The organism is Stenotrophomonas sp. 21LCFQ19, from assembly GCF_056861425.1.
Map to the genome: position 1 here is coordinate 323121 of NZ_JBSPUF010000001.1, position 13702 is coordinate 336822.

General features: G+C 63.1%; 9 protein-coding genes and 1 riboswitch. Of the genes, 2 read left to right on the forward strand and 7 right to left on the reverse strand.

Translation table 11 applies throughout. From position 1 onward, the window contains the following. Nucleotides 1-31 precede the first annotated feature (31 nt). The 5 genes from AC13FW_RS01455 to thiC form a co-directional block, all read right to left on the reverse strand. Nucleotides 32-934, reverse strand: coding sequence for a helix-turn-helix domain-containing protein (locus AC13FW_RS01455; protein ID WP_482987935.1), 903 nt, complete (start codon nt 932-934; stop codon nt 32-34). 133 nt (nt 935-1067) lie between these two features. After that, nucleotides 1068-3347, reverse strand: a complete 2280-nt coding sequence (locus AC13FW_RS01460) for a winged helix-turn-helix domain-containing protein (protein ID WP_482987936.1) — start codon at nt 3345-3347, stop codon at nt 1068-1070. A gap of 241 nt (nt 3348-3588) precedes the next feature. Continuing rightward, the gene (locus AC13FW_RS01465) at nt 3589-4272 is read right to left on the reverse strand and encodes an ion channel (RefSeq protein WP_296251859.1); all 684 of its coding nucleotides are present in this window, start codon (nt 4270-4272) and stop codon (nt 3589-3591) included. Nucleotides 4273-4328: 56 nt separating this feature from the next. Further along, nucleotides 4329-4919, reverse strand: a complete 591-nt coding sequence (locus AC13FW_RS01470) for a DUF4136 domain-containing protein (RefSeq protein ID WP_296251861.1) — start codon at nt 4917-4919, stop codon at nt 4329-4331. A gap of 106 nt (nt 4920-5025) precedes the next feature. Next, entirely contained in the window at nt 5026-6900 is a 1875-nt protein-coding gene (gene thiC / locus AC13FW_RS01475; RefSeq protein WP_482987937.1) for a phosphomethylpyrimidine synthase ThiC, read from the reverse strand. 116 nt (nt 6901-7016) lie between these two features. Beyond that, nucleotides 7017-7118, reverse strand: a riboswitch (TPP riboswitch). Between the two features lie 278 nt (nt 7119-7396). On the opposite strand from thiC, the gene AC13FW_RS01480 reads away from it, so the two are divergent. Continuing rightward, the gene (locus AC13FW_RS01480; protein WP_482987938.1) at nt 7397-8977 is read left to right on the forward strand and encodes a BCCT family transporter; all 1581 of its coding nucleotides are present in this window, start codon (nt 7397-7399) and stop codon (nt 8975-8977) included. Between the two features lie 293 nt (nt 8978-9270). On the opposite strand, the gene ggt is transcribed toward AC13FW_RS01480, so the two are convergent. Together ggt and AC13FW_RS01490 are read right to left on the reverse strand one after the other, a co-directional pair. Continuing rightward, complete coding sequence (gene ggt / locus AC13FW_RS01485) at nt 9271-10974, reverse strand: gamma-glutamyltransferase (protein WP_482987939.1); 1704 nt, start codon at nt 10972-10974, stop codon at nt 9271-9273. 272 nt (nt 10975-11246) lie between these two features. Next, nucleotides 11247-11969, reverse strand: a complete 723-nt coding sequence (locus AC13FW_RS01490; RefSeq protein WP_482987940.1) for an AfsR/SARP family transcriptional regulator — start codon at nt 11967-11969, stop codon at nt 11247-11249. A 732-nt stretch (nt 11970-12701) separates the two neighbouring features. Here AC13FW_RS01490 and ilvC point away from each other — a divergent pair. After that, entirely contained in the window at nt 12702-13676 is a 975-nt protein-coding gene (gene ilvC / locus AC13FW_RS01495) for a ketol-acid reductoisomerase (protein ID WP_481511693.1), read from the forward strand. The last annotated feature ends 26 nt before the right edge of the window (nt 13677-13702 follow it).

Here is a 13702-nt window from a genome sequence, read left to right on the forward strand (position 1 = left end):
AAGTTAGCGGTGCGTTAAACACCCCTGAACGTTACGTTCGTACTGCCACCTTGGTTTTGCGCGAGCCATCCTTAGGCTTTGCCGAATCTGGCTTCAACGCCCCGGGCTGCTCACGGTACTGCGTGGCCGACGCACCAAACCGTGCGCGGAACGCACGCGCGAAGCTGCAGCAGTTGTCAAAGCCGCTGGCAGACGCAACTTCGCCAATCATCATGTCGGTATCACGCAACAGCATCGCCGCCCGCTCCAGTCGCAGCCGCGCCGACAAGGATTGCGGGCTCTCTTCATACAGACTCTGGAAGGTCTTGGACAAATACCAGCTGGAGAAGTTGGTCAGCTCGGCCAGCTCACCAATGCGCACCACGCGGTGGCTGTTGCCCTCCAGGTACATGCGCGCACGCTGCATGCGACCGAACACCTGGCGCTTGCGGATACGCGAACGACCCGGGCAGCGTTGCACGGTGCCGGCAAGGTCACGCTGCAGGGAAGCAAGATGCAGCAGCAGCGGACGCAACTGATGAATGGTCGCGCCCGGTGCCTGCGCCTCACGCCACAGGCGCAACGCCAGGCGAGCCTCACCCTGGCTCATGCGGCCGCGGCCGGTGTAGACACTGCAATCGGCCAGGGTGCCGAGCATGCGCAGCGCATCGGTGTCCAGGCTGATACCGATGCACATACCATCACGGCCGGCCTGGACCAGCGGGCGCGATTCCTTTTCAAAGGCAATCCACTCGCGCTGGCGAAGGCGGAACTTGCCTTCCTTGGATTCCACCCAGGCGGTGCCACGCAGCTGCAACCACACGGTGAACACGGTGCCCGAGGTCTGCAGGCTGCCCAGTCGCGCCACACCTACACAGGCAGGCCGCGGGCCATCCTCCGCAGGCTTCTCGAATGACACCGACTGACCACGATCCACCCACGAAACCTGCCGCATATCGCACACCATCGTTTGCTCATATTGAGCGAACGTTTTGCCAACTTTGGCGATGCGGGTCAGGAAAGTCCGGCGAGAAAGCGGCGAATTCTTCCCGATAAGCTCTACGAAATATTTCCGAAACCACAATTTCCTACGGCGACAACCACTTAGCCAAGCCGAGTACCCGTCGCGGCGCACGCTGCGGAATGCGCATCATCCCGATATCGGCGTTGTCAGCGGCGGCCAAGGCGATGAAAACTGCCTTTCCATCCGGCGCCAGGCTCAGGCCGTTGCTCGCACTGAAGCGGCTCGCATCCAGACACTGGCTGCTGCCATCACCGGCGATTGCAGTGAGCCGACTACTGCAGTCCCGGCTGATGTCCAGGTATTCCACCGCACCGCTGGCAGCCACGGCCCAAGCACGGTAACGCCAGCGACTAGGCAGCTCGGCGTGCACCGCTTTCACGCTGTCCGGACTCAGGCCCGGCGCCGCCTGCCAAAGCCCGCCGCTGGCCAAGCGCGTGAACAGCACCCGTTGTCCGGCGCTGTCGAAACGCACCTGCGACACACCTTCCAATGACGCCAGCCGTTTCCAAGGCTGCTGGCTGCGGTCAAACAAGGTCAACGCCATCCGCTCGTCATCACCGCGTTCCACCACCAGCAGCGTATCGGCGACTGGCCCATACACCGCCTGCAACGGTTCACGTACGGGCACTGGCAGCTTCACCCAGTGGCCTTCCTCGGGCGCCACTTCATAGATACCCGGTGTGCCATCCGCATCTCGCCCGGTCACCAGCAGACGCCGGCCATCGGCGGACCAGTCCATGGGCTGCCGCGCCTCGGGGCGCACCCCTTCGATCATCTGCAGGGACGCTGGTTCATTCAGGCGCGCCCACCACAACGCGAACGCACCCGAACGGTCCGAGGTGAACGCCAACTGCCCGCCATCGGGGGAAACCATTGGCTGGCCATCACGCGCCGAGGAAGCAAACAGGCGCTGCGCCGATCCAGCATCGGCTCCCAACGGGATGCGGTACAAACCGAACTGCGGCTGGCTGCGCATGAACGCCAGATTGCCACCGCCACGCGACACCGCGGGGCTCTGCGCGTTGTCGATGCCCATGTCACGCAAGGCGCGCGTCGCCACATCCAGGCGATACAGGCGCGCTTCGCTGTCGATACGGCGGCCGAACACCATTTCATCCGAGCCCAACCAGCTCCAGCCCCTGATTTCAGCGGCCTCGTCGGTCAAACGCTGCGCGTTGCCGCCATCGGCATCCATCACCCACATATCGCCTACCTGGGGATTGCGCACGAAACCGATCTTTCTCCCGTCCGCCGAGTAGCGCGGCGCATAGTCGAAATCGTCTGCGCCGATTTCGTACTGCAACGATGACCAGCGTCCCGATGCCAGGTCCAGACTGCGTATGCCACGGCTGGCGTAACGGCCGGTCATGGAACCAAACAACAGACTCGCACCGTCCGGCGCCCAGTCAAAGCTGAGCATATCGGTACCATCGCAACGCGCGGCGCGGCGCAGGCCAGTGCCCGTTGCCGACACCACCAGAACCTCGCAGTCCCCCTGCGACAGGAAGCGCGCGAAGGCGATATTGCGGCCATTCGGCGACCATACCGGGAAGCGATCCGAAGCCCCTGCGGGCGTGGCCAGCAGCGGCGTGGCGGTTGCGTTGCTTACACTCTGTATCCACAAGCTGGAGCGGTTGTCCCTCTCACGCGCGAACACCACCAACGCACCATCGGGTGAGAGCGAAGGATTGACCTCAACGTCCTCGGTTGCGGTAATCAGCCGATAGGGGCGCGCAGGACTGCCCACCACCCGGTTGCCCTCGGCAACCGTTGCATCCACCTGTGAAGGCACATCACGCCCCCACAGCAGCCATGCCATCACCAGTGTGCTGAGCAGCAAGGCAATACCGATTGCCAGCAGGCCATGACGTCGCATCCTCCGCCGCTTGTAGCGCGTTGCTTCGCGCACGGTTGCTTCAACTGCATCTACAGGGACCGGATCAGTGACCCCCGCCTCAACGCCCTCGGGTGACGCGACATCCCCGTCCGGCTCCCAAACCACCGCGGCCAGCAGCCGATATCCGGTCTTGGCGATGGTTTCTATATAGGGTGTACCTTCGCCTGCCTCGCTTGCGGCAAACGCCTTGCGCAACTGGGTGACCGCCTGGGTCAGCACGTCGTTGGTCGGCATGGTGTCCGGCCAGACCTCGGCGAACAGCTCTTCGCGCGTCACCACCTGCCCCGGCCTGCGCGCAAGCGCCAACAACACCCCCACCGATTTTGGTGTGAGCCGCTGGATCTTGCGTGTCCCTGGCAGATGCACCTCGCGAGAGGAAAGCACCACCAGACACTCACCGACGCGCAGTCGGTCAGAGCTAGGTTTTTCGGTGGGGTTCGTTGCCATCGCGGTCTTTCAAAATCGCTGGCGGACACGAATCCTGTGTCCAGCTCTCCGGGTCCATGCCCTTATAAGCCGCCAAATTCCGCAAAAGGCATCAACGCACAGAGCAAATGTTTTATCTGGAACAGATATTACTCTAACCAAGTTCCCCACGTGCCACACGTGGACGACATCAGGCTCTCTCTCGCCGACGAAATTACATAATCAGCTACATGATTCGCGCCGCACGGCGCGATTTTTTTAACTAGCGTTCAGTTTTTTCTGCCTTGTAGATGGTCAGGCCAACCAGCCGCGAAACCACCAAGGCAACGTACATAACGCCTGCAAACTGCTCCAACATCACCAATGCACGTGCTTGCGGATGCACTGGCACCACGTCGCTCAGACCTACCCCTGACAACAAGCTGAAGCTGAGATAAAGCAGCTCGACCCAGCTCCTGAAATCGCCTTCACTGGTGGCTACAAAACTGCCCGGATAGACGTGCTGGCAAACTGAATAGGCAAACGCGAACGCCCAGGCCAGCAAGGTAAACGTAGCACCCGCAGCAAACAGCTCATCGCGCGTGACCTTGTGGTCCTGCAGCATGTAGGCAATCAAACTGCAGGAGGTATAGAAGTACAGCAGGCTCTCGAATGCCTGCGCCACTGCGACCAGCGAATGGCGCCCCAGCAAGGCACCGGCGATGGAGAACACCACGGCCGGGATCGCCAGCGTCAACGCCAGCCACAGCAACAGCGGACTGCGCCGCACCACCCACACCGCCAACCCCAGCACCACCATGCCGAACGCGCCGAACAACGCGCGTCCGGCCGGCATATGCTCCATCGCCGGGTAAAGCAGCACGCCCAGCAATTGCACCGCCAGCAACCATGCCGATGGGTGCCTGCGCGCCATCACGATCAATCTCAAGCGCGACTGCATACGCATCCCTTCATTGCCGGTGCCGAACGGTGAGGTTGAGCCAAGGCCCGCAGGGGCGGACCTCAGGGACCCGGACTGGTCGCCATCCCGGCGCGATACGGGTAAGCGGCAAAGATAGCGGCCACCGCGGCATCAATGCGCTCGCCGCGCTGCTCCGGCTTCACCCGCCCCACCGTACCGACCGCGACGCCTTCCCAGACCAGCTGCTTCTTCCGCGCATCCACCACGTCGATGTTCAAGGTGCCTTCGGTGTACTGGCGCACGTCGGTGCGGTCACGCCAGTACGGCACGGCGACATAACCGCGGGCGCGGTAGCTGTAGTAATAGTCGTAATCCACTTCCGGCATCGTGGTGACCTGGGTCTTGTCCTGCAGGTAGGCGTTGAGGTTCACCCACAGGTCCGGGTTGGCTTCATCGAACCGGTAACCACGTGACTCCATCTGCGTGCGCACCGCGGCGCGGATGCGGTTGCTGGTGATGGTGGTATAGCCGTGCTGCTCGAGCGCCAGCGGGGTGTAGAACGCAAAGCTGCGGTAGCGCGAAAAGTCGGCAGTCGGATCGGCCTGGCTGGCTACACGCGGCGTGCTGGCGCAGGCGCCCAGCAGGAGCAGCGAGGACAAGACGAGAAGCAAGGAAACGAAGCGAAGTTTCATGGCCTACCCCTGGTGTGGACGAGCGAACGCTAACACGTCCGTCGCGGTCCCGGCGTCAAGCAAGGGCCGGGGCACCCGCCGGGATGCCCCGCCCCGTACCGCGTGTCTACTCGACCCGGTAGACCTGCGCGCCCAGCTCGCGGAACTGCGCCGATTTCTCGGCCATCCCCGCCGCCAACGCCAGCCCTTCATCCACGCCCTGCTCGGCCGCGTACTCACGCACATCCTGGGTGATCTTCATCGAACAGAAATGCGGGCCGCACATCGAGCAGAAGTGGGCCAGCTTGTGCGCGTCCTTGGGCAGTGTTTCATCATGGAATTCCTTGGCCTTCTCCGGATCCAGACCGAGATTGAACTGGTCCTCCCAGCGGAATTCGAAACGCGCCTTGCTCAAGGCGTTATCGCGGACCTGCGCACCCGGATGGCCCTTGGCAAGATCGGCGGCATGCGCGGCGATCTTGTACGCCATGATGCCGTCGCGCACGTCCTGCCGGTTGGGCAGGCCCAGGTGTTCCTTCGGCGTCACGTAGCAGAGCATCGCGGTGCCGTACCAACCAATCATCGCCGCACCGATCGCGCTGGTGATGTGGTCGTAACCCGGCGCGATATCGGTGGTCAGCGGCCCCAGCGTATAGAACGGCGCTTCGCCGCACTCCTGCAGCTGCTTGTCCATGTTCTGCTTGATCAGCTGCATCGGCACATGGCCGGGGCCTTCGATGATGGTCTGCACATCATGCTTCCAGGCAATCTTGGTCAACTCGCCCAGCGCTTCCAGTTCACCGAACTGCGCCGCATCGTTGGCATCGGCAATGCAGCCCGGACGCAGGCCGTCACCGAGACTGAAGGACACGTCGTAGGCCTTCATGATGTCGCAGATGTCCTCGAAGTGCGTGTAGAGGAAATTTTCCTTGTGGTGCGCCAGGCACCACTTGGCCATGATCGAACCGCCGCGCGAGACGATGCCGGTGACACGCTTCGCAGTCAGTGGCACGTGCCGCAGCAACACCCCGGCGTGGATGGTGAAGTAATCAACCCCCTGCTCGGCCTGCTCGATCAAGGTGTCGCGGAAGATCTCCCAGGTCAGCTCCTCGGCCCGGCCATCCACCTTCTCCAGCGCCTGGTAGATCGGCACCGTGCCAATCGGCACCGGTGAGTTGCGCACGATCCACTCGCGCGTCTCATGGATGTGCTTGCCGGTGGACAGATCCATCACCGTGTCGCCGCCCCAGCGGATCGCCCACACCAGCTTCTCCACTTCCTCGGCTATGCCCGACGACACCGCGCTGTTGCCGATGTTGGCGTTGATCTTGGTGAGGAAGTTGCGGCCGATGATCATCGGCTCACACTCGGGGTGGTTGATGTTGTTCGGCAGGACCGCGCGGCCGCGCGCGATCTCATCGCGCACGAATTCCGGGGTGATGATCTGCTGGATGCTGGCGCCGAAGCTCTGCCCTGGATGCTGGGCAAGCAGTCCTTCATCACGCACCGCATCCAAGCGCTGGTTCTCGCGGATGGCGACGTACTCCATCTCCGGGGTAACGATGCCGCGCCGCGCATAGTGCATCTGGGTGACATTGGCGGTACCAATCGCGCGGCGCGGCAGCGTGCGGCCGGGAAAGCGCACGGCATCAAGCCTGCCATCGTGCTGGCGGCCACGGCCGAACTCGGAGCTGAGACCGGCCAACTGCTCGGTATCCCCGCGCTCCTCGATCCAGGCGCTGCGCACCGCCGCCAGCCCCGCTGCCAGATCGATGTTGGCCTGCGGATCCGTATACGGGCCGGAGGTGTCGTACACGGTGACCGGATGGTTCTCCTCGCCGCCGAACAGGGTGGGCGTGCGGGTCAACGCAATCTCGCGCATCGGCACCTGCAGGTCCGGGCGCGAACCAGAGACGAAGATCTTGCGCGAGCCGGGAATCGGCCGGGTCACGGATTCGGAAAGTTGCTGGGCCTGTTGCTGCAGGCTGGGCTGTGCGTTCATTGGCATTCGTCCTGGTCTATCCACACGCGGGGTGCGAAGGCCACGCGAGGGATTCGCATGACGGAACGAAGCGAAGGCGCACGCCAGCCGGCCCCGGCCCATTGCGGGCGCATCGACTGGCGGCACACGAAGCTTCCCTACGCCGGTATGAGCCGGATCAGGTTCGAAGGGTATGTCTCAACCGCGACCCTATGGTCACGGTACCCCCGCTTCGGGCGTCATTAGACCTGCAATCGATGGGAAAGCCAAGCCAGCAGGAACACCGGTCAACGGGCTGCAGCTGCTGACCGCAGGCGTCTCCCTACACAGCGTCACAGGCCACTAACGTAATCGTGACGCGCCATTCAGTAACATCGCGCGCAGGCTCGTTTCGAATGACTGCCTTGCGGCGCTTGCCGCCCCTCCTTTCCCGGCCCGGCGCCATGGTGCCAGCCGGTTGTCCTGCAAGCTCAGGCTCGCTCCCCTCAATCGCTCATTTGATCGGAGAAGCTCCTTCATGGTGTTTCGTATTTCCATTGCACTGGTCGCGCTACTGGTGCTGATTGCCGGCCTCGCGCCCGGTCCCTTCAACGACGTGGTGCAGGCCGCGCTGGCCCAGGTTGTGCGTGGCGCTGGTTGGATGTACCTGCTGATCGTGTTCCTGACACTGTCTTTCCTGCTGTACCTGGCGTTCGGCCGCTTCGGCAGCCTGCGCATCGGCGGTGAAGATGCCGAGCCGGACTTCTCCCGCGCCAGCTGGCTGTCGATGCTGTTCGCCGCCGGCATGGGCATCGGCCTGGTGTTCTGGGGCGCGGCCGAGCCGATATCGCATTTCGTCACCCCGCCGGAAGGCCTGCCGCCGCAAAGCATGGATGCCGCCCGCGCCGCGATGCGTTACTCGTTCTTCCATTGGGGCCTGCACCCTTGGGCGATCTATGCGTTGATCGGGCTGGCAATGGCCTGGTTCCAGTACAACCGCAATGGCCGCGGCTTGATCAGCGACATGCTGCAGCCGGTGATCGGCCGCCATCATCGCGGTTGGATCGGCAAGCTGGTGAACATTGCCGCCGTGGTTGCCACCGCAATCGGTGTCGCCACCACGCTGGGATTCGGCACCATCCAGATCGCGGCCGGTATGCAACGTGTGTTCGGCGTCACCGCCGGCGTGCCGCTGCAGATGACGGTCATTGCCATCGCCTTCGTGCTTTACATGATCTCCACCACCAGCGGCGTGGACCGTGGCATCAAGTGGTTGTCCAACTTCAATCTGGCAATGGCGGCATTGCTGCTTGCCGCAGTGCTGGTGCTCGGCCCCACCGGCTTCATATTCGATACCTTCACCACTACCTTGGGCGCCTACCTGAACCAGCTGGTGACGATGAGCCTGCGCATGTCGCCCTTCTCGGGCAGCACCTGGGTCGCCGATTGGACCATTTTCTACTGGGCCTGGTGGATTGCCTGGGCGCCGTTCGTGGGGTCCTTCATTGCGCGGGTTTCACGCGGCCGCAGCGTGCGCGAGTTCGTGGTCGGGGTGGTGCTGGCGCCAACCCTGCTCGGCTTCCTGTGGTTCTCGGTGTTCGGTGGCACCGCGTTGTGGGCGCAGCTGTCTGGCCACGCCGATCTGGTCCAGGCGCTGGGCAATGGCTATGAGACGGTATTGTTCACGCTGTTCGACAGCATGTCGGCCTCCTTGCTGCTGGCGGGCCTGGCCTTGGTCCTGCTCGTTATCTTCTTCGTCACCTCGGCCGATTCCGCGGTGCTGGTGCTGGCCAGCATGTCCACCGATGAAGCCGGTGATCCGCCGCTGTCACGCAAGCTCGTATGGGGCATTGCCATTGCACTGATCGCCGCGGCATTGCTGCTGGCGGGTGGGCTGGATGCACTGCAGGGCATGATCACCATTGCCGCACTGCCGTTCGCGCTGTTGATGGTGTTGGTGATGGTATCGCTGTACCGCGTGCTGGACGCCGAGCACAACCGCCAGCGCCGGCTCGCGCAGCGCGCACGGCACATGATCGAGGCATGGATCGAGCGCGAGCAGGCAGCACAGGAAGAAGCACGTGCAGTCACCGAGCGTTCGCCAGGTCTGGACAAGTAGGCGGGAGCTGCGGGAGCTGTGAATTGCCGCGGCGCATCTGGTTGGCTTCGCATCCAGCTGCGCAATGTGGCTGAATAATTGGGTGGTAGGGACGGCAGCGAAGAGCTACCCCTCCCCAACCCTCCCCTTCGCTGCGCGAAAGGGAGGGGGCCGTTCCTGGCGATCTACAAGATGGCGACGTAGCCGCTTCTACCCCCTCCCTTTCGCGCAGCGAAGGGGAGGGTTGGGGAGGGGTGCTTTGGCTTTGGCTTTGACTTTGGCGTTGCCCCTGCCACAACCAAAAGAAGCGACGATCAGTACCCCGCCGCCTGCCCATCCTTTCGACTCTCCGAAGCACCGTAGTAAACGCCGCTTTCCGGGTCACGCATGATTGCCTGATAGCCACCATAAGGGCCGTCGGCAAATACCACGCGATGGCCCTTGCGCATCAGGCTACGTATCGTCTCGTAGGAAAACCCGGTTTCCAGATTGAGCTCGCCACCATCACGCATCGCCGTCGCCTGTCCGGTAGGCTCGGTGGAGCCCTCGTGCTGGATGCGTGGTGCATCGCCGGCCTCCTGCAGGTTCATGCCGAAGTCGACGAGGTTCATCACGATCTGCGCATGCCCTTGTGGCTGCATCGCACCGCCCATCACGCCGAAGCTGGCGAACGGCTTGCCGTCCTTGGTGATGAAGGCCGGAATGATGGTCTGGAACGGCCGTTTGCCCGGCGCATAGCCGTTGGGATGATCCTTCTGCAACACGAACATCTCGCCGCGGTCCTGCAGGATGAAGCCCAGCCCCGGCGGCGCCATGCCGCTGCCCATGCCGCGATAGTTGGACTGGATCAGCGACACCATCATGCCGTCGGCATCGGCCACGGTCATGTAGATGGTGTCACCCTCCTCCAGCTGCCTGGGCGTTCCCGGCTGAGCTTCCTTCAAGGCCTTGTCCATCGAGATCAGGCTGCGGCGCTGCGCAGCGTAGTCCTTGGAAATCAGTCGCTGTACCGGTGCCGGCGAGAACGCCGGGTCCGCATAGAAGCGGGCACGATCGGCGAAGGCCAGTTTCTTGGCTTCAACGAACAAATGGATGTGCTCGGCCGAGCCGAATGGAATCTTCGAGAAATCGTAGCCTTCCAGCACGTTGAGGATCTGCAGCGCAGCGATGCCCTGGCTGTTCGGTGGCAGTTCCCATACGTCATAGCCTCGGTAGTTGCTGCTGACCGGCTCGACCCACTCGCCGTGATGCGCGGCCATGTCCTCGTAGCTCAGATAACCGCCATTGGCCTTGAAGTAGTCGCCAATGCCGCGCGCGATGTCGCCTTTATAGAACGCATCGCGGCCACCATCGGCAATCTGCTGCAAGGTGTTTGCCAGGTTTGGATTGCGCCACATCTGTCCCTTGCGTGGCGCGTGTCCATCAATGGTGAACTGCTCCTTGAAACCCGGATACTGCGACAGCTTGGGCACCGAGCGGTCCCAGTAATACGCAATGACCTCGGAAACCGGATGTCCATTGCGGGCGTAGGCGATGGCCGGCGCCAGGTTTTCAGCCATGGGCTTGCGCCCGAAGCGTTCATGCAATGCGAACCAGCCATCCACCGCGCCCGGCACCGACACCGGCAGCGGCCCGGTCGCGGGAATCTCCTTCAAACCACGCCGCTGCAACTCCGCCAGCGTCAACGAACGCGGTGAACGACCCGAGCCGTTGTAGCCATGGAGCTTCTGCGTCTTCGGGTCCCAGACGATCGCGAACAGGTCACCGCCAATGCCATTGCCGGTCGGCTCCATCAATCCCAGCGCGGCATTGGCAGCGATGGCCGCATCCATCGCCGAGCCGCCGTCCTTCATCACGTCCAGCGCGATCTGCGTGGCCAGCGGCTGCGAGGTGGCTGCCATTGCATGCGGCGCTATGACTTCCGAGCGGGTGGCAAATTCATGGCCGGTGATGCGGTCTGCGGCAAACGCCGTTACCGACACAGTAGACAGGGCAAGCAACAACGCGCTACGCAGCATGGCAGACAACCAGCAAGGGAATGGCGGGACGATAGCCCAGCCACCGCGCTGGCGCACGCCTTGTGCAGGCGCCCGGCAATGCACTCCCCGTCCCCCCTGCGTTCAAGCCAGCCAAGCCAAGCCCCGGGCATCACGCTGTCTTGTAGGAGAAGCATCCGCAGCCCAAACAGGGACGTCACCAGATGAAGCGGATTGAGCAACCCCAGCTTCGCGGCTGACGCCGCTCCCACAGCAAGACCGCCAGCTCGCAGTCCGCCGCGGGCAACCCCGCCCTACATCCGTGCAGACGCCATTCCGATCAAGCCGGCTGCCTCGTGTCCGCTACTGATCTGCTCCAGCAAGCCACGCGTCTCCTGGTCTGGATCCAGCCCCAGCTCCTGCCGCAATACCGATTCGAATCGCTGGTAGACCTTCAGCGCCGCGCCCCGCATGCCGGTGCCGGCGTGGGCGCGCATCACCCGCCGGGTATGCGCTTCATTCCATGGATCGCGCTTGCTCAAGGCATTGGCCAGCTGCATCGCCGACTCCCAACGCGATGCTTCCAGCATTTCATCGCAGCAGCGTGCCGCCGCGTCGATCAGCTGTGCGTCCAGCGATTGGCGGGTACTCGCCAACCAGCTCTGGAAGTTGGAGTCGGCAATGTCCTCCATTCCATCCAGGAACACCCGCTGCTCGGCCATCATATGAACCGATTCGCACGGCGCCTGCTCCAGCAGATCGATATCGAACATGGGCTCACCGCCGCGCATCAGGCCAACCGTCGAGCGCTCGATGCGCAGAATGCCCTCCTCCATCACCAGATTGCAGAAGCGATTGAGGTTGCTCAACACCTGGCGCAGGTTGGTCAAGGCACTGGTCTCCCCCAGGCTGGGCCACAACAGGGCCGCCAGCGCTGCCCGCGAATGCATGCGATTGGACTCGACCGACAGGTAGCCGAGCAGGGCCCAGCCCTTCCGGTAGATCAGCGGCGCCGGCAGAACACCTCCCTGACCCATCAGCTGCAGCAGACCGGGGGGCCGCCCCTCGCCGGGTACGTCACACCGGTGTGCGCCTGCACACGTGATGTCCTGTCCTGTTTTCTGCGTCATGGTTCCCTACCTCCGGCCGGCCCAGAAAGAGCCTGTTACTTGCTAAACCGGCAAAAGCGACGCAATCCAATCACGACAGGACAAATATTCCCTCCGGCCCAATCAACTCGTGGCATTGACCGGAATCCGCGCAAACCGGCTGCGGCTGGCGCTTGAGCCTGCAGGTTTCAGTCGCAACCATGCTGCTGCGACGGGGCTTCCGCGCCAGATCCGGGAAATCACACCTGCAAGCGTTGACATGACGACGACGCGATGGTTATCTCGACCCATGCTGCAACGCCACAACGCCACCGCTGACCTGACATCGACCCCGGCCCACGCCGCGGCGTCGATTCTCGTACTCGTACTTATTACCGAGCCAACAGGTGCGGGGCAGACTGGCGCGTAACGTAAAGACAGCCAGATTCGACTAAAGACCCCGCGCCGACCCCGGTGCGGGGTTTTTCGTTTCCAGCTTCTATTTCATCTGAAACCATGTACCCAACCACTGACACCTCCAGGAAACACACCGCCAACGCCGCCAGCCGCAGCGCTGCGACCTGCATGGTGCCTCCCCCGCCCGCCCCGGCCGCTGCGTCCTGACGCAACGGCCGTTTTTATTTCTGCCTGACTCTCTTCATTGCAAGGAAACCAAGCACCATGAGCACCAACGAACTGCCCCAGATCAAAATCGCCGTCGTCGGTTACGGCAGCCAGGGCCGCGCCCATGCCATGAACCTGCGTGAATCCGGCTTCGACGTGGTTGTCGGCCTGCGCGCTGGCGGCCCCACCGAAGTCAAGGCGCAGGCCGATGGCTTCACCGTCAAGAGCCCGGCCGAAGCGGTCAAGGACGCCGACCTGGTCGCCGTACTGACCCCGGACATGGTGCAGAAGAAGCTGTACAACGAGGTGCTGGCGCCGAACATGAAGCAGGGCGCCTGCCTGCTGTTCGCGCACGGCCTGAACGTGCATTTCGGCATGATCGAGCCGCGCGCCGACCTGGACGTGGTGCTGGTCGCGCCGAAGGGCCCGGGCGCACTGGTGCGTCGCGAGTATGAAATCGGCCGCGGCGTGCCGTGCATCTACGCGGTCTACCAGGACAAGAGCGGCAAGGCCGAGCAGTTCGCGCTGGCCTATGCGGCTGGCCTGGGCGGCGCCCGCGCCAACATCATCAAGACCACCTTCAAGGAAGAGACCGAAACCGATCTGTTCGGCGAGCAGGCCGTGCTGTGCGGTGGCGCGTCCTCGCTGGTCCAGGCCGGCTTCGAAACCCTGGTGGAAGCCGGCTACCAGCCGGAAATCGCTTACTACGAAGTGCTGCACGAACTGAAGCTGATCGTCGACCTGTTCTACGAAGGCGGCATCACCCGCATGCTGGAGTTCATCTCCGAGACCGCGCAGTACGGCGATTTCGTCAGCGGCCCGCGCGTTATCGATGCCTCGGTGAAGGCCCGCATGAAGGACGTGCTGACCGACATCCAGAACGGCACCTTCACCAAGAACTGGGAAGCCGAGTACGAAGCAGGCCTGCCGAACTACAAGAAGTTCCAGCAGGCAGACATGGAACACCCGATCGAGAAGGTGGGCAAAGAGCTCCGCGCCAAGATGGTTTGGCTGCAAGCACAGACTGCGTAATCCGCGGTCCCCCACCCGCAACTGGC

Bases quoted from the DNA above. Each gene is read 5' to 3' on its own strand.
- AC13FW_RS01455 (WP_482987935.1), bottom strand. From the start codon at position 934: ATGCGGCAGGTTTCGTGGGTGGATCGTGGTCAGTCGGTGTCATTCGAG.
- AC13FW_RS01460 (WP_482987936.1), bottom strand. From the start codon at position 3,347: ATGGCAACGAACCCCACCGAAAAACCTAGCTCTGACCGACTGCGCGTC.
- AC13FW_RS01465 (WP_296251859.1), bottom strand. From the start codon at position 4,272: ATGCGTATGCAGTCGCGCTTGAGATTGATCGTGATGGCGCGCAGGCAC.
- AC13FW_RS01470 (WP_296251861.1), bottom strand. From the start codon at position 4,919: ATGAAACTTCGCTTCGTTTCCTTGCTTCTCGTCTTGTCCTCGCTGCTC.
- thiC (WP_482987937.1), bottom strand. From the start codon at position 6,900: ATGAACGCACAGCCCAGCCTGCAGCAACAGGCCCAGCAACTTTCCGAA.
- AC13FW_RS01480 (WP_482987938.1), top strand. From the start codon at position 7,397: ATGGTGTTTCGTATTTCCATTGCACTGGTCGCGCTACTGGTGCTGATT.
- ggt (WP_482987939.1), bottom strand. From the start codon at position 10,974: ATGCTGCGTAGCGCGTTGTTGCTTGCCCTGTCTACTGTGTCGGTAACG.
- AC13FW_RS01490 (WP_482987940.1), bottom strand. From the start codon at position 11,969: ATGGGTCAGGGAGGTGTTCTGCCGGCGCCGCTGATCTACCGGAAGGGC.
- ilvC (WP_481511693.1), top strand. From the start codon at position 12,702: ATGAGCACCAACGAACTGCCCCAGATCAAAATCGCCGTCGTCGGTTAC.